The 24,446-nt window shown below is 72.4% G+C and carries 18 protein-coding genes; 9 read left to right on the top strand and 9 right to left on the bottom strand.

From position 1 onward, the window contains the following. Positions 1-7 precede the first annotated feature (7 nt). From ACZ5DS_RS40990 to leuA, 3 genes are all read right to left on the bottom strand, one after another. Positions 8-2,083, bottom strand: coding sequence for an MMPL family transporter (locus tag ACZ5DS_RS40990; RefSeq protein ID WP_468249198.1), 2,076 nt, complete (start codon positions 2,081-2,083; stop codon positions 8-10). A 142-nt stretch (positions 2,084-2,225) separates the two neighbouring features. Continuing rightward, positions 2,226-2,921, bottom strand: coding sequence for a TerB family tellurite resistance protein (locus ACZ5DS_RS40985; RefSeq protein ID WP_468249196.1), 696 nt, complete (start codon positions 2,919-2,921; stop codon positions 2,226-2,228). Between the two features lie 185 nt (positions 2,922-3,106). After that, entirely contained in the window at positions 3,107-4,828 is a 1,722-nt protein-coding gene (gene leuA, locus ACZ5DS_RS40980) for a 2-isopropylmalate synthase (protein WP_468249193.1), read from the bottom strand. 321 nt (positions 4,829-5,149) lie between these two features. Here leuA and ACZ5DS_RS40975 point away from each other — a divergent pair, with 321 nt between their 5' ends. The 7 genes from ACZ5DS_RS40975 (at position 5,150) to ACZ5DS_RS40945 (ending at position 16,777) form a co-directional block, all read left to right on the top strand. Next, positions 5,150-6,220, top strand: a complete 1,071-nt coding sequence (locus tag ACZ5DS_RS40975) for a M4 family metallopeptidase (RefSeq protein WP_468249191.1) — start codon at positions 5,150-5,152, stop codon at positions 6,218-6,220. Between the two features lie 21 nt (positions 6,221-6,241). Then, positions 6,242-6,508, top strand: a complete 267-nt coding sequence (locus ACZ5DS_RS40970; protein ID WP_468249188.1) for a protealysin inhibitor emfourin — start codon at positions 6,242-6,244, stop codon at positions 6,506-6,508. Between the two features lie 58 nt (positions 6,509-6,566). Continuing rightward, positions 6,567-7,880 carry a GH1 family beta-glucosidase gene (locus ACZ5DS_RS40965; protein ID WP_468249185.1) on the top strand — a complete coding sequence of 438 codons (1,314 nt, stop codon included), beginning with the start codon at positions 6,567-6,569 and terminating at the stop codon, positions 7,878-7,880. After that, positions 7,877-9,130 carry an MFS transporter gene (locus ACZ5DS_RS40960; RefSeq protein WP_468249183.1) on the top strand — a complete coding sequence of 418 codons (1,254 nt, stop codon included), beginning with the start codon at positions 7,877-7,879 and terminating at the stop codon, positions 9,128-9,130. The genes ACZ5DS_RS40965 and ACZ5DS_RS40960 overlap by 4 nt, the downstream gene beginning before the upstream one ends. 111 nt (positions 9,131-9,241) lie before the next feature. Continuing rightward, on the top strand, positions 9,242-10,690 hold the full coding sequence (locus tag ACZ5DS_RS40955; protein WP_468249180.1) for an esterase/lipase family protein: 1,449 nt from the start codon (positions 9,242-9,244) through the stop codon (positions 10,688-10,690). After that, positions 10,678-15,828 (top strand): tetratricopeptide repeat protein, encoded by a 5,151-nt coding sequence (locus tag ACZ5DS_RS40950; RefSeq protein WP_468249178.1) that lies wholly within the window; start codon positions 10,678-10,680, stop codon positions 15,826-15,828. The genes ACZ5DS_RS40955 and ACZ5DS_RS40950 overlap by 13 nt, the downstream gene beginning before the upstream one ends. Then, the gene (locus tag ACZ5DS_RS40945; protein ID WP_468249176.1) at positions 15,821-16,777 is read left to right on the top strand and encodes a hypothetical protein; all 957 of its coding nucleotides are present in this window, start codon (positions 15,821-15,823) and stop codon (positions 16,775-16,777) included. The genes ACZ5DS_RS40950 and ACZ5DS_RS40945 overlap by 8 nt, the downstream gene beginning before the upstream one ends. A gap of 36 nt (positions 16,778-16,813) precedes the next feature. Here ACZ5DS_RS40945 and era read toward each other — a convergent pair whose 3' ends face one another. Next, a complete protein-coding gene (gene era / locus ACZ5DS_RS40940; RefSeq protein WP_468249174.1) occupies positions 16,814-17,767 on the bottom strand; it encodes a GTPase Era in 954 nt (317 codons plus the stop codon). A 217-nt stretch (positions 17,768-17,984) separates the two neighbouring features. Here era and ACZ5DS_RS40935 point away from each other — a divergent pair, with 217 nt between their 5' ends. Continuing rightward, entirely contained in the window at positions 17,985-18,323 is a 339-nt protein-coding gene (locus ACZ5DS_RS40935) for a P-II family nitrogen regulator (protein WP_468249171.1), read from the top strand. Here the strand turns inward: ACZ5DS_RS40935 and ACZ5DS_RS40930 are convergent. The 5 genes from ACZ5DS_RS40930 to ACZ5DS_RS40910 all read right to left on the bottom strand — a co-directional run bounded on the left by ACZ5DS_RS40930 (position 18,217) and on the right by ACZ5DS_RS40910 (position 22,794). Beyond that, positions 18,217-19,236 carry a DUF916 domain-containing protein gene (locus ACZ5DS_RS40930; RefSeq protein ID WP_468249169.1) on the bottom strand — a complete coding sequence of 340 codons (1,020 nt, stop codon included), beginning with the start codon at positions 19,234-19,236 and terminating at the stop codon, positions 18,217-18,219. The two genes, ACZ5DS_RS40935 and ACZ5DS_RS40930, sit on opposite strands and share 107 nt — an antisense overlap. A 94-nt stretch (positions 19,237-19,330) precedes the next feature. Then, on the bottom strand, positions 19,331-20,659 hold the full coding sequence (locus ACZ5DS_RS40925) for a WxL domain-containing protein (RefSeq protein ID WP_468249166.1): 1,329 nt from the start codon (positions 20,657-20,659) through the stop codon (positions 19,331-19,333). Positions 20,660-20,823: 164 nt separating this feature from the next. Further along, positions 20,824-21,300 carry a hypothetical protein gene (locus tag ACZ5DS_RS40920; RefSeq protein ID WP_468249164.1) on the bottom strand — a complete coding sequence of 159 codons (477 nt, stop codon included), beginning with the start codon at positions 21,298-21,300 and terminating at the stop codon, positions 20,824-20,826. A 239-nt stretch (positions 21,301-21,539) separates the two neighbouring features. Next, entirely contained in the window at positions 21,540-21,902 is a 363-nt protein-coding gene (locus ACZ5DS_RS40915) for a cytidine deaminase (protein ID WP_468249161.1), read from the bottom strand. A gap of 28 nt (positions 21,903-21,930) precedes the next feature. Continuing rightward, a complete protein-coding gene (locus ACZ5DS_RS40910; protein ID WP_468249224.1) occupies positions 21,931-22,794 on the bottom strand; it encodes a helix-turn-helix transcriptional regulator in 864 nt (287 codons plus the stop codon). Between the two features lie 106 nt (positions 22,795-22,900). Here ACZ5DS_RS40910 and ACZ5DS_RS40905 point away from each other — a divergent pair, with 106 nt between their 5' ends. Then, positions 22,901-24,322, top strand: a complete 1,422-nt coding sequence (locus tag ACZ5DS_RS40905; RefSeq protein WP_468249158.1) for an MFS transporter — start codon at positions 22,901-22,903, stop codon at positions 24,320-24,322. The last annotated feature ends 124 nt before the right edge of the window (positions 24,323-24,446 follow it).

Here is a 24,446-nt window from a genome sequence, read left to right as displayed (position 1 = left end):
ACGGGGCTCAGCCCACGGGCTCCGGTGTGCGCTTCCTCGGCGCCTCGGGTGTCCTGGACAGCCGCCCCGGCCACCACACCCACCGCCCGAGCGCCACGCTCGCGCTGGTCACGAGGTAGGTGCGGACGAGGAAGGTGTCCAGCAGGACGCCGACCGCGATGACGAAGCCCAGCTCGACCAGCGGGACCAGGCCCATGTTGGTGAGCACGGCGAAGGTGGCGGCGAGGACGAGCCCCGCGGAGGCGATGACCCCGCCGGTGGTGCGCAGCGCGGTCAGCGCCGCTGCCGCGGGCTCGGCCCCCTTCAGCGACTCCTCCCGCATGCGGTGCATCAGGAAGATGCCGTAGTCGACGCCGAGGGCGACGAGGAACACGAAGGACAGCAGGCCGAGGCCGGGGTCGGTGCCGTGGAAGCCGAACAGCGGCTCGAACACCAGCCCGCCGAGGCCGAGCGCCGCACCCCACACGGCGACCACGGCGGCCACCAGGATCAGCGGCGCGACCAGCGAGCGCAGCAGGGCGATCAGGATCAGCAGCACGGAGAGCAGGACGATGGGTACGACGACCAGCCGGTCGCGGGCGTCGGTGTCCGCCAGGTCCAGCTGCTGGGCACTGGGCCCGCCGACGTAGGAGCCGGTGAGCCGGTGCCGCAGCTCCTTGATGGTGGCGGTCTCGGCGGCGGACTGGGGCGGGGCGGACGCGGTCACCGTGATCTCGGTCCAGCCTCCGCCGCTACGGCCCTCCTCGGCGGCCGCCACTCCCCGGGTGCCCTGGACCGCCGCCAGGGTGGCGTCGGCGCGGGCGGCCGGGGTCAGGATCTCGATGGGCTGCGCGGACCGCTCCGGGTAGGCCTTGGCCAGGGTCTGCATCGCCGCGACGGAGTCGGGCCGGTCGACGAAGGTGTCCAGCTGCTTCACCGCGCCGGGCAGGTTCAGCGCGCCGAGCGCGAGCGCGCCGAGCAGGGCGGCGCCGGAGGCGAGGACGGTCAGCGGGCGGCGCCCGGCGGAGGAGCCCATCGCGGCGAACAGCGACCGGCGCTCCTTGGGGGTGCTGCCGAGGGCGGGCACGAGCGGCCAGAACAGGCGGCGGCCCAGCAGGACCAGGACGACGGGGAGCAGCGTCAGCATCGCGACCAGCGCGCACAGCACGCCGACCGTGCCGAGCGGGCCCATGCTCCGGCTGGAGTTGAGGTCGGCGGCGAGCAGGCAGAGCAGCCCGGCGGCGACCGTGCCGGAGGAGGCGATCACGGCGGGCCCGCAGCCGCGCAGGGCGGCCCGCATGGCGTGGTACGGCCGCTCGTGGCGCCGTAGCTCCTCGCGGTAGCGGGAGACGAGGAGCAGGGCGTAGTCGGTGCCGGCGCCGAAGACGAGGATCGTCATGATGCCCGCGCTGGAGCCCGAGACGGTGGTGCCGAAGGCCTGGTTGAGGCCGTAGGCCGCGGCCCGGGCCAGGAAGTCGGCGATGCCGGCGACGGCGAGCGGGACCAGCCACAGCAGCGGGCTGCGGTAGATGAGGATCAGCAGGACCGCGACGACGGCGACCGTGGTGTAGAGCAGGGGTCCGCCGAGGGAGCCGTACACGCCGGCCGCGTCGGTGGCGAGGGCCGCCGGCCCGCCCACCTCGACGGACAGCCCGTCCTGGTCGCGGGCGACCTGGCGGACGTCGTCGACGAGGGTGTCGCGCTTCTTCTCGTCGGTGCCGGGCTCGTTGCTGGCGACCGGGTACATCAGGGTGGTGCCGTCGGCGGACGGGATGCCCTTCGGGGTGCCGGTCAGGGTGTGGCGGTCGGCGATGGTCGCCACCTGCCGTCCGGCCGTGGCCCGGTCGGCGGCGGTGAGGCCGCCCGCGCGGTGGTAGACGAGGACCAGCTCGGTGGTCTCGCCGCCCGGCAGCCGGTCCTGGAGCCGGGCCACCCGGGTGGAGTCGGCGGATGCGGGCAGGTAGTCGGTCGCCCGGTTGTGCTGGACGTCGGCGAGCCTGGCGGCGAACGGTCCCGCCACGGCCAGCAGGACCACCCACAGCCCCAGCACCAGCCAGGGCAGGCTTCGTCGCCCGCCCCTCGCACGTGTTCTCGCGGCCCCCATGGACGGGCCCTCCCTCTGGAATCGGATGTCTGGATACGGCTTCCAGACTTCCGCCGGAGAGGGCTGCGTTCGTCGGGCGTGGGGGCGAGTTCGGCGCTACTGCGAGGGGTGACCGGGCGGGCCCGTTACTCCCCGGGGAGTATCAGGACGGCGTCCCCGCGGCGGCCAGCAGCCGGTTCACGTCGTCGGTGCAGATGGTGAGCGCGGCGCCGATCGTGGCGAGGGCGTCGCGTTCCGCGGGCGTGTAGCGGCCGTCGGCCAGGGCGATGCGGGCGGCCTGCAGGAGCAGGGACTCGCGACCGGCCGGGGCGAGGTGCGGGGCGAGCGGGTCGAGGGCCTCGTGCAGCTCTATGGCGAGGCTCGCGCCGCACGGCCCGCCGAGGACCCGGCCGGTGTCGGCGGCGAGGGCCTCGACCAGGGCGGCCAGCTGCTCCTCGGTGCAGTCCTCGAAGCCGGCGGCGCGCACCGCGATGGCGGCCGTCTCCAGGGCCGTACGGGAGCAGGTGCCGCCCGCGGCCAGGACGGCGAGGGCGACGGTGTGCACGGCGTCCCGGAGCATCGCGGAGAAGCGGCGGGTGGTGGGGTGGTCCAGGACGTCGGTGCCGAAGTGGTGGCGGCAGGACGCGCACTCCACGACCGGTCCGGTCGCCCCGCGCGGCAGCACGGGCACCCCGAGGAGGGTGAAGCGGCGGCGGCCGGTCAGCCGCTGGTAGTTGCGGTCGCCTCCGCAGCCGGGGCAGAAGAACTCGCCGTCTCCCACGGGTGTCCATGCGGTGCGGGTGCCCAGAATGCGCACAGCCCTGGTGGCACGGCCGTCTCGTCCCCGTACTGGCAGCACGTCGCACCTCCGTAACCGCGCGGCAACATCGCAGCGCTGGCGTGATGTTAGCCACATCACGGAGGCTGAGTCAGTACCCCGGACGAGACCTGTCCGTGACCTGAGGGGCGCGATGGCCGATAAGCGACGGGGCCCCGACCGCCGTTCACAGCGGTCGAGGCCCCGAAAGTGCCGGTCAGCGCGGGTCAGCGGGCCGCACGGTTCACGGCGGAGACGACGGCCTTCAGCGATGCACGCGTCGTGTTCGCGTCGATGCCGATCCCCCACAGGACCTTGCCGTCGATCGCGCATTCGATGTACGAGGCGGCCTGTGCGGAGGCGCCCTCGCTCATCGTGTGCTCCTGGTAGTCCAGCAGGCGTACGTCGATGCCGATGGACTGCAGGGCGTCGAAGAAGGCCGAGATCGGACCGTTGCCGGAGCCGGTCAGCACCGTGTCCTCGCCGTCGACGGTGGCCTCGACGGTCAGCGTGTCCACGCCGTCCGTGTCGGTGGTCGACTGGCCGGTGCGGACCTGGATGCGGCCCCACGGGTTGTCCGGGTTCGGCAGGTACTCGTCCTGGAAGACGGCCCAGATGTCGGCGCCGGTGACCTCGCCGCCCTCGGCGTCCGTCTTGGCCTGGATGATCTTCGAGAACTCGATCTGCATCCGGCGCGGCAGGTCCAGCTTGTGGTCGTTCTTCAGGACGTAGGCGATACCGCCCTTGCCGGACTGCGAGTTGACGCGGATGACGGCCTCGTAGGAGCGGCCGACGTCCTTCGGGTCGATCGGCAGGTACGGGACCGCCCACTCGATGTCGTCGACGGTGACGCCCTTGGCGGCCGCGTCGGCCTCCATCGCGTCGAAGCCCTTCTTGATGGCGTCCTGGTGGGAGCCGGAGAAGGACGTGTAGACCAGGTCGCCCACGTACGGGTGGCGCGGGTGGACCTCCATCTGGTTGCAGTACTCCCACGTACGACGGATCTCGTCGATGTCGGAGAAGTCGATCTGCGGGTCGACGCCCTGGGAGAACAGGTTCATGCCCAGGGTGACCAGGTCGACGTTGCCGGTGCGCTCGCCCTGTCCGAACAGGCAGCCCTCGACGCGGTCGGCGCCGGCCATCAGCGCCAGCTCGGCGGCGGCCACGGCCGTACCGCGGTCGTTGTGCGGGTGGATCGACAGACAGACGTGCTCGCGGCGGGACAGGTTGCGGCCCATCCACTCGAAGCGGTCCGCGTGCGTGGACGGGGTCGAACGCTCCACCGTGGCGGGCAGGTTGAGGATGATCTCGCGGCCCGGGCCGGGCTGCCAGACGTCCATGACGGCCTCGCAGACCTCCAGCGCGAAGTCCAGCTCGGTGTCGGTGAAGATCTCGGGGCTGTACTGGTAGCCGAATTCCGTCTCCGGGCCCAGCAGCTTCTCCGCGTACTCCATCACCAGGCGGGTGCCGTCGACGGCGATCTGCTTGATCTCGTCCTTGGAGCCGCGGAACACGACCCGGCGGAAGACCGGCGCGGTGGCGTTGTACAGGTGGACGGTGGCCCGGCGGGCACCCTTCAGGGACTCCACGGTCCGCTCGATCAGGTCCTCACGGGCCTGGGTCAGCACGGAGATGGTCACGTCGTCCGGGATCGCGCCCTCTTCCTCGATGATCGAGCGCACGAAGTCGAAGTCGGTCTGGCCGGAGGCCGGGAAGCCGACCTCGATCTCCTTGTAGCCCATCTTGACCAGCTGGTCGAACATCCGGCGCTTGCGCTCGGGCGACATCGGGTCGATCAGGGCCTGGTTGCCGTCGCGCAGGTCGGTGGAGAGCCAGCGGGGGGCGACGGTGATGCGCTGCTCCGGCCACGTGCGGTCCGGGATGTCGACCTGCTCGTAGCGGCCGTACTTGTGGATCGGCATGGAACTGGGCTGCTGGCGGTTGGCCATGATGCGGGGCTCCTTGGAGGTGTCCTGGAGGACGGCCGACGACGCAACGCCAAGCTCCGCGGGGAGGGAGTCGGCCTCGACTACAGGCCCTCGCCGCGGCAGCTAAGAAGGAGCAGCCCGAAACGCATGATGCTCCGCATGCTAGCCGAGCAGCGCCGGGCCGCGAGGGCCCGTATCAGTATGCGGGACCGCGAGGATGAAATGGGGCAAAAAGTGCGCCATACCACTTCGGCTACGGGGAGTGAGCCCGATGTCACCGTATTTCACCAATCATGGTCGCGAGTAGTGACAGCCGTGTGACTCAGTGCAAGGGTGCCGGGCATGACGACCAACGGGGGCTTCCAGCCCGTCTTCTGCACGATTGTGCCGCCGCACGTCCTCGAAAAGCTCGCGCAGCACGAGGACCCCGCGCTCTCCCGCCCGGCCCGCCGGTCCCTGGAGCACGACTCCGCCCAGCGCACCCGCCGCCGGCTGACCACGGTGATCGGCGCGCCGTCCGTCGCCCCGCCCGCCGGAGCGCCGGCCGACCAGCCGCACCGCACCATCTACGACGCGGAGCACCAGCAGGACCTGCCCGGCGCCAAGGTCCGCGAGGAGGGCTCCGAGCCCGGGCAGGACGCCACGGTCAACCGCGCCTACGCGGGCCTCGGCGCCACCTTCGAGCTGTACCTGAAGGTGTACGGCCGCAACTCCATCGACGGCGAGGGCCTGCCGCTGGACGCGAGCGTGCACTTCGGCACCGACTACGACAACGCCTTCTGGAACGGCGAGCAGATGGTGTTCGGCGACGGCGACAACGAGATCTTCCTGGACTTCACCATCCCGGTGGACGTCATCGGCCACGAACTGACCCACGGCGTCACCCAGCACACCGCCAACCTGGCCTACTACGGCCAGTCCGGCGCGCTCAACGAGTCGGTGTCCGATGTCTTCGGCTCGCTGATCAAGCAGTACTCGCTCGGCCAGAGTGCCGCCGAGGCCGACTGGCTGATCGGCGCGGGACTGCTCGCCCCGCGCGTCACCGGCACCGCCCTGCGCTCGATGAAGGCGCCGGGCACCGCCTACGACGACGACGTCCTCGGCAGGGACCCGCAGCCCGCGACCATGGACGCCTATGTGCGCACCGACCGCGACAACGGCGGCGTGCACATCAACTCGGGCATCCCGAACCACGCCTTCTACCTGGTCGCCACGGCCATCGGCGGCAACGCCTGGGAGAAGGCCGGGCAGATCTGGTACGACGTATTGACGAGCGGTCGCCTGAAGCAGAACGCCCACTTCACCGACTTCGCCACGCTCACCGTCAAGGCGGCCCGCGAGCGGTACGGCGCCGGCGACGAACTCGAGGCCGTGCAGAAGGCGTGGGACCAGGTAGGGGTGCGGACGCAGTAGTTCCGTACTAGACAGTGACCCATGCGTATCCAAGTGCGGCGCACGGGCGGTTTCGCAGGCATCGAGCGCCGGGCCGAGGTGGACACCTCGGGCCGGCCCGACGCCGCCGAGTGGCACGCCCTGGCCGAACGCGCCCTCGCGTCCGGCCGGGGCACGCGCCCGGCCGGGGTCCCGGACGGCTTCAGCTACGAGATCACGGTGGACGGCCGGACGGTGTACGCGGCCGATCCCCGACTGACCGCGGACCAGCGGGAGTTGATCTCGCGGGTCCTGAAGGAAGGTGCGTAGGCGCGGTTTCACGCCGGGGCGTTGACTTCCGTTACCGGGGGTAAGGATGATCCCGGCCATGGCGACTGATGCAGGCAATCCGATCCGCCGCTTCCCGGCCGGCTTCCTGTGGGGTGTCTCGACCTCCGCGCACCAGATCGAGGGCGCGGCCGACGCGCGCGAGGCGTCCGTGTGGGACGTGTTCACGGCCGAGCCGGGGCGGGTGAAGGACGGCTCGACGGCCGCGGTGGCCTGCGACCACTACCACCGCTACCGGGAGGACGTGGCCCTCCTGGCCGGCCTCGGCGTGGACGCGTACCGCTTCTCCGTCTCCTGGCCGCGCGTGAACTCCCCCGGCGGCCTGGACTTCTACGACCGTCTGGTGGACGAGCTGTGCGCGGCGGGCGTGCGCCCGGTGCCCACCCTCTTCCACTGGGACCTGCCCGCCTCGCTGGACTGGCTGGAGCGGGACACGGCGGCCCGGTTCGCCGAGTACGTGTCCGTGGTGGCCGAGCGCCTCGGTGATCGCGTCAGCAAGTGGATCACCCTGAACGAGCCCGCCGAGCACACCCTGCTGGGCCACGCCCTGGGCGCCCACGCCCCCGGCAGGCAGCTCCTGTTCGACGCGCTCCCGGTCGCCCACCACCAGCTCCTCGCCCACGGTCTCGCGGTACGGGCTCTGCGCGCGGCCGGGGCGACGGACATCGGCATCGCCAACTCCCACGGCCCGACCTGGCCCGCCTCCGAGGAGCAGGCGGATCTGGAGGCGGCGGGCTTCTACGACATCCTCCTGAACCGCCTGTTCGCGGAGCCGGTCGTCCTGGGCGCCTACCCGGAGGGCATCGGCGACCTGATGCCCGGCGATGTGGAGTCCGACCTGAAGGTCATCTCCGAACCGGTCGACTGGTACGGCATCAACTACTACGCGCCGACCCGGGTGGGCGCCCCGCAGGGCACCGAGATCGAGTTCGGCGGCCTGACCATGCCGGCCGAACTCCCCTTCTCCGTCCGGGAGATCGAGGACCGGCCGGTGACGGACTTCGGCTGGCCGGTCGTCCCCGAGGGCCTGACGGAGCTGCTGACCGGCTTCCGCGACCGCTACGGCGACCGGCTCCCGCCGATCGTCATCACCGAGAACGGCTGCTCGTACGAGGGCATCGACGACCAGGACCGGATCGCCTACCTGGACGGCCATGTCCGCGCGCTGCACGCGGCGCTGGAGTCCGGAGTGGACGTGCGCGGCTACTTCGTGTGGTCGCTGATGGACAACTTCGAGTGGGCGGAGGGCTACGCGCGCCGCTTCGGTCTCGTCCACGTCGACTACGCGACCCAGCGGCGCACCCCGAAGGCCTCCTACCACTGGTTCCGGGACGTGCTGCGGGCCCAGAGATGACGACGGTGGGTCCGCCGAGCGCGCTGGCCGAGCCGGTCGAGCGGGTCGGCCGGGGCTGGACGGCGGCGCTGTCCCTGGCCAACGGGGCGATCTGGGTGGGCTGGTTCGGCCCGCTGCAGATCCTGCTCGCCTCCCAGGCAGGGGACTTCGCGCCCGGCTCCGGGATGGCGAAGGAGACGCTGCTGGCGTGGGTGACGGGAGCGGGCGCGGTGGTCTCACTCCTCGCGAACCCGTTCTTCGGCGCCCTGTCGGACCGGACGACGGCCCGCCGGGGCCGCCGTACCCCCTGGATCGTGGCCGGCACGGCGGGCGGCGCGCTCTCCCTCCTGCTGCTCGCGGGCGCGGGCGGGCTGTGGACGATGACGCTGGGCTGGTGCCTGGTGCAGCTCACCCTCAACGCGGCCTTCGCGGCGGTGACCGCGGCCGTGCCGGACCGGGTGCCGCGGCTCCAACGCGGCGCGGTGGGCGGCTGGTTGGGGGCGGCGCAGATCCTGGGCGTGGTCGGCGGGACCGGCCTGGCGACGGCGGCGGGAGGGATCGGCGCCGGATACGTGGCCTGCGCGGTGTTCACGCTGGTGGGCGTTCTGCCGTACGTCCTGCGCCACGAGGACCTGCGCCTGCCGCCGGAGGACCGCCCGCCCTGGTCGTGGCGCGGCTTCCTGACGTCCTTCTGGCTGAGCCCACGCCGCCACCCCGACCTGGGCTGGGCCTGGCTGACCCGCTTCCTGATCAACCTCAGCAACTCGCTGGTGCTGCTGTATCTGCTCTACTACCTGCGCGACCGCCTGCACTACGCCGACCCCGACCAGGGCGTCCTGATCCTGACCGCGGTCAACAGCCTGACGCTGATGATGACGGTCGTGGTGGGCGGGGTGTGGTCGGACCGGGTCGGCCGCCGCAAGCCGTTCGTGGTGTGGTCGGGCGTGCTGATGGCGGTGGCCACGGCGGCCCTGTCCGGCTGGCAGACCTGGCCGGGCGCGATCGTCGCCTCCGCGGTCCTCGGGGTCGGCTTCGGCGTGTTCACCTCGGTCGACTTCGCGCTGATGACGGACGTCCTGCCGAAGGCGCTGGACCGGGGCAAGGACCTGGGCGTGATCAACGTGGCCAACGCCCTGCCGCAAGTGGCGGCCCCCGCCCTCGCCGCGCCGATCGTGACGTACTTCGGCGGCTACCGGGTGCTGTACCTGGTGGCGGCGGTGATCGGGCTGGCGGGGGCGGTGCTGGTGGGCCGCATCCGGGGCGTGGAGTGAGGCCCTGAAGGGCGCCGGCGTCCCGCGTCGGCTGCCCGCACATCACTCCCTTGTCGCTGTTTGTCCATATGGCTCCCTCGGGCATCACCGTGCTGCTAAACAGTGCGCACGGTGAAATCCGGGGGGTATCACGCGATGCGGCGCGAGTCGGTCGAGGACTTGGTGGTGGTCGTCCCAGGCATCATGGGCAGCCGTCTGGGGCTCGCGGGACGTGAGGTGTGGGGGCCGTCGCCGGGTGCGGTCTGGCAGGCCGTCAGGACGTTCGCCGGTTCGGTGAGGGAACTCGCCCTTCCGAAGGACGTCGGCGACGACCACCCCGGAGACGGTGTCGTACCGCTGGGCCTGGTCCGGTCCCTGCACGCGTTACCCGGGGTCTGGCCCCTCACCGACGGCTACGACACCCTGCTCGACTGGCTGCGGGGCGGCTTCACGTTGGAGCCGGCCGCGAACCTGGTGGAGTTCGCCTACGACTGGCGTCTGTCGTGCCGCCACAACGCCCGGCTCCTGGCCCGCCGTATCGACGAGGCGCTGGGCCGCTGGCAGGCGTCGGCCCCCGGGCGCGCCGACGCGCGGGTGCGGCTGATCTGCCACTCCATGGGCGGCCTGGTGGGCCGCTACTACGTCGAGTGCCTGGGCGGCGCCGAGGTCACCCGCCGGCTGATCACCCTGGGCACCCCGCACCGGGGGTCGATCGGTGCGCTGGACTCGCTGGTGAGCGGCCACCGCCTCGGCCGCGGTGGGCCACGGGTGGGCCTGCTGACGGGCTTCGCCCGCAGCCTCCCGTCCCTGCACCAGCTCGTCCCCGACTACGCCTGCCTGGACGGCCCCCGCGGACTGCTGAAGCCGCCGGAGGTCGCCGGAGGTCTGCCCGGAGTGGACCCCGAACTCCTCAAGGACGCCGCGAAGTTCCACGAGGACATCCGCGACGCCGCCCTGGCACGGGTCCGGAGGGGCGGCAGCGACCGCCTGTGCCTGCCCGTGGCGGGGGTACGGCAGCCCACGCCGACCACCGCGGCACTGGAGGGGGAACGGCTGCGGCTGCGGGACACCATCAAGGGCACGGACGAGGGCGGTGACGGGCGGGTGCCGCGGTTCGCCGCGTTCCCCGCCGAGGTCGCCCTGGACAGCGAGACCGCCCGGCAGGCCTTCGCGACCCACGGCGCGCTCAAAACCCATGCGGGCGTACGGGAGGGCCTGTTCGGTCTGCTGGCGCCGGCACCGCGCGTCTACCGCGGTGCGGATCCCGCGTATCCGCTGAGCGTCCGGATCCCGGAGCAGCTGCCCGCCGGTGAACCCCTGCCGGTGGCGGTTCAGGCCGTGGACGACCGGGCCGGGGCGGACGCACTCGCCGTCCGCGCCGAGCTGACCGGACCGGACGGCATCCCGCGCCGCCGCACCCTGCGCAATCTCGGCGGCGGCCGCTATGCCGGGCAGTTCGCCGGCCTGGCACCGGGGGCGTACCGCGTGTCGGTGCACGCGGCGGGGGACACGGCGTCGGGCGCTGTGACGGCTCTCGCGCTGATCGGCGACGACGAGGACGACGACGTATGCAACAGGTGAACAGCACGTGCGGCGACGGGTCGTTCCTGGCCGTCGTGTACGACGCCTACGACGATCCGCGCTACACACCGCTCGACGGCGCCGTGGAGCAGGTGACCGAACTGGCCGATGTGCTACGGGCGTTCGGCTATCGCCCGGCCCTGCTGACCAACCCGGACCAGGCCGGTCTGCGCACCCGCCTGCGCGCCTGGGCCGACGGCTGGGCCGCGGCGGGGGAACACGGTCCGGCCGTGGTCGCCTGGTCCGGACACGGTCTCATGTGCCGGGGGGAGCTCCGGCTGATCAGCCGCGAGGCAGGGCACCGGCCGGGCACGGACGAGTACCTCACCGCGGAAGAATTCGCCAGAAGAGCCCTGGAGAGCGGTGCCGACCAGATCCTCGTCCTCCTGGACACCTGCCATGCCGGAGCCGGCGCGCGCGCCGCCGTGCAGGAGGCGCTGAACACCATGGCCGAGCAGACCCTGCCCGCACCGCGCCGGGCGTGGCTGGGTGCGCTCGCGGCCTGCCAGGAGGAGGAAGAGGCCGAGGGCGGCAGAGGGGTGCTGCTGGAGACCGTACTGCGCACGCTCCGGCACGGCCCCACCCAGGAGGGCCGGTACCGGCACGAGTGGAGCGTGCGCAACAAGGGCGTCAGCGGCCACACCCTGGCTCTGGCCGTCATGGCGGACTGGTCGGAGGACGGGCAGGTGCCCGTGCTGGCCCAGGCGGGCCGTCCCGAGCCGGTCTTCCGCAACCCGCTGTGGCGCCCGCACGCCGGTGAGGCGCTGGTGGAACACCTGGTCCTCGCGGCGAGGGGCATCGACCCGACGGAGGAGGGCTGGTTCTTCACCGGCCGCAGACGCCTTCTCGGGGAGATCACCCAGTGGCTCGCCGAGGGCCGGGCGGGCATGCTGCTGCTGATGGGGAGCGCGGGCTGCGGGAAGTCCGCCGTCGCGGGCCGCATCGCCGCCCTCTCGCACCCGGAGGAACGCCGGGAGATCTTCCTCCACGCGCGCCCCGCCCCCGGCGAACCCGACCCCGGGAAGAACAGCGTCGACGCGGCACTGCACCTGCGGGGCATGAGCGTGCAGGGCCTGGCCGAGGCGCTCGCGGAGAAACTGGGCCTGCCCGCGCCCGAGACACCGGCCGGCCTGATCGCCGAGCTGGAGGGCCTGGAGCATGCGGGGGCCCGCCGGCACGTCCTGGTCCTGGACGGCCTGGACGAGGCCGCGCCGGACCAGGCCGGCCCGATCGCCGAGCAGCTCCTGGTCCCGCTGAGCCGGCTGTGCACCGTCCTGCTGGCCTCCCGGGACCGGCCCTTCCAGCCGCACGCCGAGTCCGGCGAGACGCTCGGTGCGGCCCTGACCCGCGCCGCCGGGGCCACGGTCCGGGTCGTCGACCTGGACGAGGAGCCCGACACCACCGAGGACATCGCGGCCTACGTGCGCAAACGGCTCGACGCCGACGGTGTGCCCGTCGGCACCGCCGCCGAGATCGCCGCAGAACTGGCCGGCCGCGCCGCCCGCGGCCGCGGCGGCTTCCTCTTCGCCCGCATCGTCGCCTCGGCCCTCGCCCGCGGCCTGTCCGCGGACCCGGACCGCCCCTGGCGCGACCGGATCCCGGACGGCATCGGCGACGCGCTCGCCCAGGACCTCGCGGCCGGCGCCGTACGCCACCGCGACGATGGCTTCCTGCCCCACGCGGCGGGCGACCTGCTGACCGCCCTCGCCTGGGCCGCCGGCACCGGCATGCCCGCGCACGGTGTGTGGCAGGCGGCGGCGGAGGCCGTCAGCCGGGAGGGCACGTCGTACGGGCCCGAGGACATCGACTGGGTGCTGGCGCACTACGGCCGGTACATCGTCGAGGACAGCGACGGGGAGCAGGCGGTGTACCGGCTGTACCACCGTGAGCTGGTGGCGTATCTGCGGGACGCGGATGCCCGGCGGAACCGGGAGAGTCCGCCCAGCGAGCTGGCGATCGTACGGGCGCTCGTGGCGCTCACGCTGCGTCAGACCGGGGGCGGGCGGCGGCCCGAGGACGCGAACGCCTATCTGGGAGAGCACCTGCCCGAGCACGCGGTGGTCGCGGGGGAGGCAGGGGTCGGGGCGCTGCGGGAGCTGGCCGGGGCGAACTCGGCGGCCTATCTCCCGCCGCTCGCAGTGGCGTTGACGGCGCTCGCGTTGCGCCTGGGCCACCGGGAGGGGCAGGGAGAGAAGGCCCTGCACATGGGCGTGGAGGCCGTCGCCCTCCACCGCGAACTCGTCCTCGGCGATCCGGCTCTCCGGCCTCGACTCGCCACGTCGCTGAACATCCTCTCCCTGCTGCTGGCAGAGAACGGGCAGCGGGAAGCGGCCACGGCCGCGGCGCAGGAGTCCGTTCACATCTGCCGGGAGCTCTCCGCGGACAGCCCCGCCGCCCACCGCGCCAATCTGGCGAACTCCCTGAACAGCCTGGCCAACCTGCTGGCGGAGGCCGAACGCCACGACGAGGCACTGGACCTGGCCGAAGAGGCCCTCGGCCTCTACCGCGAGCTGTCCCGGACCGGGCCCGACGTCCACCGTCCGGGGCTGGCCGGGACCCTCGTCAACCTGGGCCTGCGGCGCGCGCGGATGGGCAGGCACGATGCGGCCCTCGACGCGTTGCAGGAGGGCACCGACCTCTACCGGGAACTCGCCCGGAAGAATCTGACGGCACACCGCCCCGAGCTGGCCGCGGCCCTGTCCAACCTCGCCGCCCAGTTCGTGGACGCCGGGCGCCACGAGGAGGCCCTGGACCTGGCCGAAGAGGCCACCGCCTGCTACCGCGAGCTCGCCGCGACCAGCCCCGCCGCCCACCGCCCCGCCCTGGCCCTGTCACTGGGCAACCTGGCCGCCCACCTGACGGAGTTCGACCGGCACCGGGAGGCGCTGGTGCTCTCTCAGGAGGCGGTGGCCCTCCATCGCGACCTCTCCGAGACCAGCCCCGCCGCCCACCGCCCCGCCCTGGCGAGCGCCCTGGACCGCCTCGCCAGGTACCTGGCTGCCGACGGGCGGCACGACGAGGCCCTCGCCGTCGCCGAAGAGGGGGTGAGGCTGCATCACGAGCTGGCCGTGGCCGACCCCACCGCCCACCGGGGCGACCTCGCGGACTCGCTCGGCCAGTTCGCCGACCGCCTCGCGGACGTCGGGCGGCACGAAGAGGCCGTGGCTTCGGCCTGGCAGTCCGTCCGGATCCGCTCCGCGCAGGCCCGGACGTCCCTCTCCGCCCACGGCCCCGACCTGGCCTCGTCCCTCCGTACGCTCGCCGTGCGCCTGGCGGAGGCCGGGCGGGATGCCGAAGCCGTGGCGCCGGCCGCCCAGTCCGTATACATCCGTCGGCAGCTCGTCGCGGCCAACCCCGGCGCGCATCTCCCTGAACTGGCGACCGCTCTCACCACCCTCACCGCCGTCCTGCCGCCCGAGTCCCCCGACCTCGCCCTGCGACTCGCCGAGGAAGCCGTCGCCATCCACCGTGACCTCGCCCGCACCAACCCCGCCGTCCACCGGGCCGGTCTGGCGGACTCCCTGCACAAACTCTCCGGCCAACTGGCGGAAGCCGCACGGTACGACGAGGCCGTGACGGTGGCGGAGGATGCCGTCGGCATCTACCGCGAGCTGGTCCGGTCCAGCCCTGCCGTGTATCTCCCGGCCCTCGCCACGGCGCTGGGCAACCTCGGCAGGCATCTGTCGGACACCGGACGCTCGGAAGCGGCCGTGCAGTGCCTGGAAGAGTGCCTGGGGATCCTCCGCCCCCTCTGCCGGGCCAATCCTGCCGCCCATCTCCCCGACCTGGTCACCGCACTCAACAACCTGGCTGTTGATCTGACGGAGGCCGGTCGGCCGGAACAGGCCATGGCGCACGCCGACGAGGTCGTCCGGATCCGCCTCGACCTCGCCCTGGCCGACCCCGCCACCCACCTGGACCTGCTCACGGCGCTCAACAACCTCGCCCTCCATCTGAAGGCGGCCGGACGGCCCGAGGAAGCCGTCACGCCCTACCGGGAGATCATCGAGGCCTTCCGGGGACAGACCCATGTCGCCTCGGTGCTCACCTGCGGCCTCGCCACGCTCTTTCTGCGCAACGGCGACCCCGGGGCTGTCGTCGACGTGCTGTGCCCCCTGCTGTACGGCACCGACGACGACCTCGACCCGGAGGTCACCTTCGAGGCGCGCCGTCTGCTGCGCCGAGCCGCGGAGGCCGATCCCCCGCTGCGGGAGACCGTGGCCCGTCGCTGCGGGGAGAACGGCGCGGCACCGGACTGGCTGAACGTGAGCGAGGCGGCACTGCGGTTGACGGAGTCGTGGCTGACCACGCCGACACCCGCCGAGTCCCGCGCCTTCCTGCTCGCCCACCCCGAACTGCTCACGGAGGAGTGCGTACGGGCCGTACGGGAATGGACCCTGATGAACCCGGCCGCAGGCGAGCGCGCGGAGCGCCTGGAGCGCCTCGTGGCCGGCACCCCGGTGGACACCGTCTACCGGCCCCTGTTGCTGTGGACGACCGTCGCCGGGTGGTTCACCGGCGGCGACGCGACGACCGGCTGGGCCGACCACTGGGCCGCCTCCGCCGCGTACCTGACCGCCCATGCCGCGGAACTCCTCACCCCGGAGGCCGATCAGATCCTGACCGAGATGGCGGCCCTCGCTTCGGTGACGGCCTGCGTGGCCGAGTACCACCGCGCCATCCTGGGACTGGCCGCCCTGGACGGCATCGAGCCCGCCTACGATCTCCTGCGCAGGCCACATGCCCTCCAGGACCGCATCTCCAAGGCCCTGGACACCGCTGACGCGAGGGCACTGGAGTGGCTGGCGACCCTGGAGGCCAACATCTTCTTCGCCGGCTGGTCCGGCACGGTGCACTGGCTCACGGCGCAGGTCCTCTCCGGAGCCCCGGCCCCGCTGGACGTCCTGTCCCGCATCCCCGAGCAGCAGGCCCCCACCCCGGCCGACCGCCGGCGGGCCGCCACCGAAGTGGCCGCACTCCTCACCGCCCACCCGGACAAGGCCGCGGCGCTCGGCGCACTGCTCCAAGCGGTGCTGACCCCGCCGCCGGGAGAGGGCACAGACCCGGACCGGGCACGGGACGGCGCGGACCAGGACCGGACGAGCAGCAGCGAACGGGAAGGAACGTCAGGTGCGTGACGGTCGTACGGGACTCGTGCTGGTGTGCGCCTGCTACCTGCTCGTCGTCCACATCACCACCCGGGGCCTGATCGCCGCCCCGCGCTACCGTCAGCTGCAGGCCCGGCTGCGCGACTGCCGGGCCAGAGCCGGGGTACTCGCCGCCGGCTGTCCCGAGGGGTCCGCGGAGGGGGCCACCGTCGGCGCCGTGCTGACCCGCCTTCAGGATCTTGACCTGGCGGGCACCGTGGTGTGGCGGCTCAGCCCCCGCTTCGGCGTGCTGGCGATACCCCTGTCGAAGCTCGCCGCCGCCTGGCGGGTCCTGCACAGCGCGGAACGCCGGCTGCTGTCCGTGGAGAGTGCCGCGGAGTTCCACGCGCAACGCCAGTGGTTCCTGCTCCGTCTGGCTGCCGCCTCCGACCCCGCCGACGGCGACCTGGCCGCGAGACTCGCCGCCGACTCCGCCGCCGACCCGCAGGCACCCGAGGCCCGCGCGCTGCTGCTCACCGCCGCGCAGCGCGTCCACGACCTGGAGGACACCGCGTCGGAACGGGACTACGAACAGCAGCGCATCGCACTGTGGCTGGCGATGACCGGCCTGGGGTCGATCCTGTTGATCGGCTCGGTGCTGGACCACCGGACCACGATGCTTCTCGGAGCGCTGGGCGGCTTCCTCTCCCCCGTCATCGGCGTCCTGCGCTCCCAACGCCCGTCCTCCTGGGGCGTCCTGGTGCTCGCCCCGGTCGGCGGAGCCCTCGCCGCGGTGGGCGGGCTGCTGCTCGTGCGTATGCTCGCCGACCCGGACCTGAACCTCCTGGGTCAGGTCTTCCTGGAGAACTCCTGGGCCGCACCGACCCGCCCCCTGGCCCTGGCCATGGCCCTGTTGTTCGGCTTCTCGGGCACCCTGTTCTCCCGCCTGGCCCTCACAGCCACCGGCCAGCTGACGGGACCGTCGCCTCGCCCGGTCTGACCGGTCTGCATCCAGGCTTGCCGGTGGGCAGGGAAATCAGAAGCCCAGCCTGCGCAGCTGCTTCGGGTCCCGCTGCCAGTCCTTCGCCACCTTCACGTGCAGGTCGAGGAAGACCGGCGTGCCCAGCAGCGCCTCGATGTGCTTGCGGGACTTGATGCCGACCTCCTTCAGGCGCTTGCCCTTGGGGCCGATGATGATGCCCTTCTGGCTCGGGCGCTCGATGTAGACGTTGGCGTGGATGTCGAGGAGGGGACGGTCTGCCGGGCGGTCCTCGCGCGGGAGCATCTCCTCCACGACCACCGCGATGGAGTGCGGCAGCTCGTCCCGGACACCCTCCAGGGCGGCCTCGCGGATGAGTTCCGCGATCATGACCTGCTCGGGCTCGTCCGTGAGGTCACCCTCGGGGTAGAGGGCCGGACCCTCCGGCAGCAGCGGAACGATCAGGTCGGCCAGCAGGCCCACCTGCTTGTCGCCGACCGCGGACACCGGGACGATCTCCGCCCACTCGAAGCCCAGCTCCTTGCCCAGCTGGTCGATGGCGATCAGCTGCTCGGCGAGGGTCTTGGAGTCGACCAGGTCGGTCTTGGTGACGATGGCGACCTTCGGGGTCTTCCGGATGCCGGCCAGTTCCTTGGCGATGAAGCGGTCGCCCGGGCCGATCTTCTCGTTCGCCGGAAGGCAGAAGCCGATCACGTCGACCTCGGCCCACGTCGTCCGTACGACGTCGTTGAGCCGCTCGCCGAGCAGGGTGCGCGGTTTGTGCAGCCCCGGGGTGTCGACCAGGATCAACTGGGCGTCGGGCCGGTGCACGATGCCGCGCACCGTGTGCCGCGTCGTCTGCGGCTGGTTCGCGGTGATCGCCACCTTCTGCCCGACCAGAGCGTTCGTGAGGGTGGACTTGCCCGCGTTGGGGCGGCCCACGAAGCAGGCGAAGCCGGCGCGGTGGACGGTCTCGGCCGGCTGCTCGGATGACTGGGTACGCACGCTCATGGCGACCATTCTCCCTGATCCACAGAGCCGTGCCGCACCAGTGGGGCACACCACGCACGCATGTGCCTGGTCCTCGGGCCCTGCCCGGGAAGCAGGAGCACCCCGGCTCGGACCTTACGGTGCACGCCGAGACGGCTTACCATCACCGGGTCCTGGGCCATGGCGCCCCGGTCTCCTCCTCCGTCGTCCCCACCGCCCAGAAGGTCAAGAGCCAGGCATGAAGCTCATCACCGCGATCGTCAAGCCGTACCGTCTGGACGCGGTCAAGACCGCCCTGCAGGAGCTGGGCGTGCACGGTCTGACCGTGACCGAGGCGAGCGGGTACGGCCGTCAGCGCGGCCACACCGAGGTGTACCGGGGGGCCGAGTACCGGGTCGACCTGGTGCCGAAGGTGCGGATCGAGGTCGTGGTCGAGGACGCGGTCGCGGACGACGTGATCGACGCGATCGTCAGGGCCGCGCAGACGGGGAAGATCGGGGACGGGAAGGTCTGGGCACTGCCCGTGGAGACCGTCGTACGCGTGCGGACCGGCGAGCGCGGCCCCGACGCGCTCTGACCAGCAGCACCCCGGTCACCGCTCCGGCCGCGAACACCAGCACGGCGAGCAGCCACGGCAGGGCGAAGAAGGAGGCGCTCGCCGACTGACGGGTGTCGTGCGCGCTCGCGGTCAGCGTGATGTCGCCCCAGTCGAGCTGGGGAGCGCCGTGCCAGGCCTCGGTGAGCCGCACGCGCTGTCCCGGCAGCAGCTCGGACGGGATCCCGGTCAGGTCGCGGTCGAGCAGCGTACGGCCGAACAGTCCGCGGGCCTTCAGCTCCACCCTGGGGTCGAGGGTGACGTTCCCGGTGTTGTGCAGGGTGTAGCCGATGGTCGCCGTGCTGTCGCCGAGGCCGGGGACGAGCGGCTGGTGGTGGCTGATGTGCACGTGCTCGACGGAGATCGCGGGCAGGGTGGGCCCGCTGACCCGGAGGTAGACGCGGGCGCCGACGGCCCGCTGCACACCGAGCGCGAGTCTGCCGCTGCCGGGGTCCACCTGTTCGTCGAGGGCGACGATCGCGCCCGGGTGGTCGCCCGGTTCGGCGCCCTGGGGCACGTGCAGCGTGAACGGCACGGTGACGGTCTTGTGCCCGGGCACGGTGACGCGTGACGTGGCCGGCTTCGCCCAGGCGCCGACTCCGCGCATGCGTTCCTTCAGGGTGCGGACGGCGAACCCGCCGTCGCGCGCGGTGTTGTAGGCGTCGGCCGCGTACAGCCGGAAGGTGAGCGGGCTGCCGGTCTTGTTGGCGACGGCGACTGTGTCGGTGAGGGTCTGGCCCGGGTCGGCCGACAGGTAGAAGTAGGGGCGCGTGGCCACCTTCGAGGCGACCGGGTACACGGACCAGCTGCCGTTGTCGGCGGCCTGCGCGGGGGCGGTCGCCGGCCCGAGGAACAGGCCGAGGAGGCTCAGGAGGAGGACGTACGGCTTGCGCATGGGTGCGGACCCCCCATGGGCTCGGTTCGGGCGGTCGGGCGGGTGCGGCCCCCTGGTGCGGCGGGGCGCCCGGTCACCGCTCTCGATGGTTCGGTCAGGTGAGGGTGAGGGTCAGGACGCCGGAGTACGAGCCCGGAGGCGTGAACGCCGGTACGTCCAGGGAGAGTCCGGCGTCGACGGTGAACTCACCACCGGTGAGCGTGGCGTCGGGGGTCGACGCGAGGGTCGCTCCCGAGGTGCCCACCGTGCCCGTCGAACCGGCCTTGCAGGTGCTGGGGCTGCCCGCCTTGGTGGCGCAGGCGGGGGTCCAGCTCAGCTTGCTCGCGTCGATCTTGGCGCCGGGACCGGTGAAGTCGGTGACCTTGCCGGTCAGGGACCAGCCCGCGGGACCACCGCGGAAGTCCTTGACGGTCACCTTCTGCAGGGATCCGGTCGAGGCCCCGCCCTTGCCGAAGTCGACCGCCGACAGCGCGACGGCGTCCCCGGCCTGGGACATGGACAGCGTGCCCGCCTTGACGGTGGTGGTCAGCTTCTGGCTGCCGGGCGGGACGGGCGTGTTGTCGTTGACGACGTAGGCCGCGGGGCCCGCGCCCTTGTCCGCGCTCCAGGAGCCGCCTTCGTAGGCCACGATCCCGGTCGTCGTCTTGTCGTTGACGACCAGCGAACCGCTGAAGGAGCCCTGGGCGTTCGCGGTCACCGTGGCGGTGTCCGCGGTCTGGGTGGACCCGGCCCGCCCGGCCAGGGTGACCGTCGCGCCCGGCGTGAAGTTGCTGCCGTTGACGGTGACACCGGCGCCGGGGTTCCCGGAGGCCGAACCCAGCGAGATGGCACGGGTGTTGGTGGGTGTTCCGTCCGTCGCCGTGAGCGTCTCGGAGGTCGGCGCGGGCGGGTTGGTGACCGTGCAGGGGGTGTCCAGCTCCAGGATGTAGCTGGTGTGGATGTTGTAGTCGCCCGGCGAGAGGGTGATCTTGCCGGCCTTGGTGACGGTGAACGTGCCGGTCATGGAGAAGGACGGGAAGGTGGCCTTCCCCGGCACCGGCGGGTTCTTCTTCGGTCCGGCGACGGTGACGTCACCGGTCTGGACGCCGCCGAGGGTGACCTTGCCGGTCGGGGTCATGATGTCGGCCGGCAGGGCCAGGTCGGTGGGGTTGCCGGCGGCGGCCGCGACCACGGTGTAGGTCACGGTGACCGTGTCGCCGACCTTCGGGCTGGTGTTGTCCACCGACACGTTCGCGGTGGTGGTGCCGTCGATCGGCGGAAGGCCCGAGACGGCGGGCGGGATGCAGTGCGTGGCGAAGTCCACGTTCGTACCGGCGGCACCGGCCGGACCGGCCAGCGCGCCGCCCGCGGTGACCGCGAGAGCGGTCGCCCCGAACAGTGACGCCCAGCGCCACCGTCGGGATCTTCGGGGTGTCGAACCCATGGGCCCCCTCCTGAGGGTCGCGGGCGCAGCGGCTCATCTGCGCCGACAGGGGGCATTGATGTGGAGCCCGCGTGAGAAGTCAATGGAGATGCCGCAGAAAACTGACGGATCATCAGTTTCTGCGGCATCCACGGAAGAACGGAACAGATCACTCAGTTGACGACTCAGTCGAAGACGAACGGACCGGGGGACTGCTTACCGGTCGCCGTGCAGGTCACGTTGACCCCGAAGATCGTCATCTGGAGCGAGCCACCGTATGCCTCCAGGCTGTCGCCGGAGGCCACGGTGCCGCTGAGCGGGCCGGCACTGACCGGGTCGCCGGCGGCCATGGCCGGGTTCTTCGTCCCGGTGAAGACGGTGGTGCCGCCGCTCGCCTTGACCAGCGTGAGCTTGGAGGTGATCGAGTCCTTCGCCACCGCGACCGGCGCCTTGACCGCGGTGGAGGTGAGGGTGATGGTGGCCGAGGTGCCGCTCTGGGTGGCGGTGAGCGTGGCCGCGCCGCCGCCGAAGATGCCGCAGCTCGCGTTGATGGTCGCCGTCTGGGGAGTGACGGCGGCCGCGGTGGGCGCGAAGGCCAGCCCGGCGACCGCGAGGGCGCCGGCGGCCAGTGCCGCACCTGTTGCTGTGCGCTTGCCTCTCATGGGGATCCGCTTCCCTTCCCTGTGGGGGATGCCATGTGGGGATGGTCGGAAGGTGCGCCGACGAACGGCAGGCCGAAGCAGGCGGGTGCGGGCACGCTGCGGCGGCGGTGCGGATCTGACGAGTCGTCGGAACTTACGGTTCCATTGATGCGCGAGAGGCAGGCGACGGCAAGGATGAAATCCGGACTACTCCGGATGCCTGCCGGGACGGACTACCCAGGGGCCCCCGCCGGGACGGACTACTCCGGGGCGCCCGCCGGGACGGTCAGCTTCACGGCGCCGTCCGGTCCGGCGAGCAGCACCGGCGTCCCGGCCCCGCCCAGATCGGCCACGGCCGCCCGGTCCTCGGGTGCGACACCCGCCGCCTCGCTCACCACGGCGGCCGCCTCCAGCGACTGCGCACCGGACGCCACGGCCATGGCCACCGCGGTCTGCAGTGCACTGAGCTTCAGCGAAGCAAGATCCACCGACCCGGCGACATACGTACGTCCGGTCTCGTCCCGTACGGCCGCTCCCTCGGGCACGGCGTTGCGGGCCCGGGCGGAACGGGCCAGGGTGATGATCTTGCGGTCCTCGGGGTCCAGCGCGTTGCTCTCGGTCATGCCCCGAGCATACGAAGTCACCGCCCGCTCACCCCGCGACGGGGTACATCGTGCCCCGCCTGCCCTCCGGAGAGGCCAGCCACTCCAGCTTCTCGGCGGTGTTCGCCTCGTCCAGCGGAGTGTGCAGCACGATCGACAGATCGGGCCTGGCCGGCACCTTCAGCACCGTCGACTCGACGACCAGCAGCCCGGCCAGCGGATGGTCCAGCTCCTTGCGGATCTGCCCCTGGTCCTCGATGTCCCGCTCGGCCCACATCGCCGCGAACTCCTCGCTCGCCTCGGTCACCTCGGCCAGCACCGACCGGTACCCCTCGTCGTCCGGCCGCGCCGCGCACGCGGCCCGGAACTGCGCGACGACCGTGCGCGCGTTCTTCTCCCAGCTCCTGCTCCGCGACCGGTACAGCGGGTCGGTGAAGAAGTCGACGAGGCAGTTCTGCGTGTTGTCGGGTCGCATGCCGAGGACCAGCGCGGCCGCGTCGTTGTACATCACGCAGTTGTAGTACCGGTCCATGATGTGCGCCGGATACGGCATCCAGGTGTCGATCAGCCGCCGCAGCCCGTCGCACATGTCCCGCTTCTCGGGCGCGACTTCGGGCGCGGGCGGGTTCAGCCCGGCCAGCAGGTACAGGTGGCGCCGCTCCGCGTTGCTCAGCCGCAGCACCCGGGCGACGGCGTCGAGGACCTGCGGGGACACGGAGATGTCCCGGCCCTGCTCCAGCCACTGGTACCAGGAGGCGCCCACCCCGGCGAGCACGGCGACCTCCTCCCGGCGCAGTCCGGGCGTACGGCGCCGGCCGCCGCCGACCGGCAGACCGGCCTGTTCGGGACTGACCCGGGCCCGCCGGCTCATCAGGAACTCGCGCAGCTCGGTCCGCCGGTGATTCCCCGTCATCTGGGCAACAGGCACGTACCGCTCCTCCCCCGTCGTGTCTGGTGGTGCCAGCACCACCATAAGTTCCGACTCCCCACCCTTATTCCGGGCGCCCGAAGCTCTTGCCATGGCGATCGACACCACCACCCCGACCACACCCACGCGCGAACCACTCGACAACAACCCCCGGCTGTCCGCGCGCGACAAGCTGGTCCTCTTCGTCCTGTGCGCGGCCCAGTTCATGGTCGCCCTGGACTTCTCCGTCCTGAACGTGGCCCTGCCCGCACTCGGCAGCGACCTTGGCATGAGCCGCTCCGCCCTGCAGTGGGCGGTCACCGCGTTCGCGCTCCCGTCCGGCGGCTTCCTGCTGCTCTTCGGGCGGGTCGGCGACCTGTACGGCCGCCGCAAGCTCTTCCTCGGCGGCCTCGCCCTGTTCGGCGCGGCCTCACTTCTCGCCACCCTGGCCTGGGACCCGGCGTCCTTCCTCGCCGGGCGCGCCCTGCAGGGCCTCGCCGCAGCGGCGATCGTGCCGACCGGCATGTCCCTGCTCACCACCACCTTCCCGGAGGGCCCGGCCCGCGACCGCGCCCTCGGCATCTCCGGCACGCTGCTGTCGCTGGGCTTCACGGTCGGCATGATCGCGGGCGGTGTCCTGACCGACGTGCTCGGCTGGCGCTCCACCATGGCCCTGCTGGCCGTGTTCGCGTTCATCGTGCTGCCGCTCGCCCCCGGCCTGCTGCCGGAGTCCCGCACCCCGGACCGCCCGCGCCTGGACGTGCCCGGCGCGGTCACCGTCACCGCGGGCCTGCTGTCCCTGATCTACGCCCTGTCCACGGCCGCCGACCACGGCTTCGCCCGCGCCGACGTGATCACGACACTGGTCGTCGGCCTCCTCCTGCTGACCGCGTTCACGCTGATCGAGTCCCGCTCGGCGGCGCCCCTCGTCTCCCTCCCGATGCTGCGCCGCCGCACGGTGGCGTGGGGCAACCTGGGCGGCCTGGTCACCTTCTCGATGATGTCGGTGGTGATCTTCGTCCTGACCCTGTACCTGCAGGAGATCCTGCACTTGTCGGCCTTCGAGACGGGCCTGGTCTTCGGCGTCCAGGGTGCGCTGTCGGCCGTGGCCGGCACGCTCGCCCCGAAGGTCATCGGCCGCATCGGCGCCGGCCGCACCCTGGTCGCCTCCCTGACCGGCCAGGGCGCCCTGGTGGCGACGCTGCTGCTCCTGAACGCCCACACCTGGTCGGTCTGGCTCGCCACGGCCGCCGTGTCCCTGGCGAGCATGTGCCACCTGGGCGCGATCATCTCCTACGGCCTCACCGTCACCTCGGGCGTCCCCGACGAGGAACAGGGCCTGGCCACCGGCCTGGTCACCTCCACCCAGCAGGTGGGCCTCACGGTCGGCATCCCGCTGCTGGGCGTCCTGGCCACCACCTCCCAGGACCTCCTGTCCGGCGTCCACACGGTCCTCGCCCTGGACACGGCGATCGTCCTGGCCGCCGCCGTCCTCGTCGGACTGGGGCTGCGCCGGGGTCAGTCCAGGGCCTGAACGATCTCGCTCCGCGGGGGGGGGGGTGCCCCAAAGGGGGGGGCGGCGGGTACCCAGGGGGGGGAGGGGGGGATGGTGGTGCGGCCCCAGTCGGGGGCGCGGTGTGCGGCAAAGAGGGCAGGGG

It is taken from the genome of Streptomyces sp. NPDC031100 (assembly GCF_055570785.1).
The sequence above is the reverse complement of the archived record's forward strand: the minus strand, read 5'-3'. Positions and strand labels throughout refer to the sequence as shown.

Bases quoted from the DNA above. Each gene is read 5' to 3' on its own strand.
- ACZ5DS_RS40990 (WP_468249198.1), bottom strand. From the start codon at position 2,083: ATGGGGGCCGCGAGAACACGTGCGAGGGGCGGGCGACGAAGCCTGCCC.
- leuA (WP_468249193.1), bottom strand. From the start codon at position 4,828: ATGGCCAACCGCCAGCAGCCCAGTTCCATGCCGATCCACAAGTACGGC.
- ACZ5DS_RS40975 (WP_468249191.1), top strand. From the start codon at position 5,150: ATGACGACCAACGGGGGCTTCCAGCCCGTCTTCTGCACGATTGTGCCG.
- ACZ5DS_RS40970 (WP_468249188.1), top strand. From the start codon at position 6,242: ATGCGTATCCAAGTGCGGCGCACGGGCGGTTTCGCAGGCATCGAGCGC.
- ACZ5DS_RS40965 (WP_468249185.1), top strand. From the start codon at position 6,567: ATGGCGACTGATGCAGGCAATCCGATCCGCCGCTTCCCGGCCGGCTTC.
- ACZ5DS_RS40960 (WP_468249183.1), top strand. From the start codon at position 7,877: ATGACGACGGTGGGTCCGCCGAGCGCGCTGGCCGAGCCGGTCGAGCGG.
- ACZ5DS_RS40950 (WP_468249178.1), top strand. From the start codon at position 10,678: ATGCAACAGGTGAACAGCACGTGCGGCGACGGGTCGTTCCTGGCCGTC.
- era (WP_468249174.1), bottom strand. From the start codon at position 17,767: ATGAGCGTGCGTACCCAGTCATCCGAGCAGCCGGCCGAGACCGTCCAC.
- ACZ5DS_RS40935 (WP_468249171.1), top strand. From the start codon at position 17,985: ATGAAGCTCATCACCGCGATCGTCAAGCCGTACCGTCTGGACGCGGTC.
- ACZ5DS_RS40930 (WP_468249169.1), bottom strand. From the start codon at position 19,236: ATGCGCAAGCCGTACGTCCTCCTCCTGAGCCTCCTCGGCCTGTTCCTC.
- ACZ5DS_RS40925 (WP_468249166.1), bottom strand. From the start codon at position 20,659: ATGGGTTCGACACCCCGAAGATCCCGACGGTGGCGCTGGGCGTCACTG.
- ACZ5DS_RS40920 (WP_468249164.1), bottom strand. From the start codon at position 21,300: ATGAGAGGCAAGCGCACAGCAACAGGTGCGGCACTGGCCGCCGGCGCC.
- ACZ5DS_RS40915 (WP_468249161.1), bottom strand. From the start codon at position 21,902: ATGACCGAGAGCAACGCGCTGGACCCCGAGGACCGCAAGATCATCACC.
- ACZ5DS_RS40910 (WP_468249224.1), bottom strand. From the start codon at position 22,794: ATGACGGGGAATCACCGGCGGACCGAGCTGCGCGAGTTCCTGATGAGC.
- ACZ5DS_RS40905 (WP_468249158.1), top strand. From the start codon at position 22,901: ATGGCGATCGACACCACCACCCCGACCACACCCACGCGCGAACCACTC.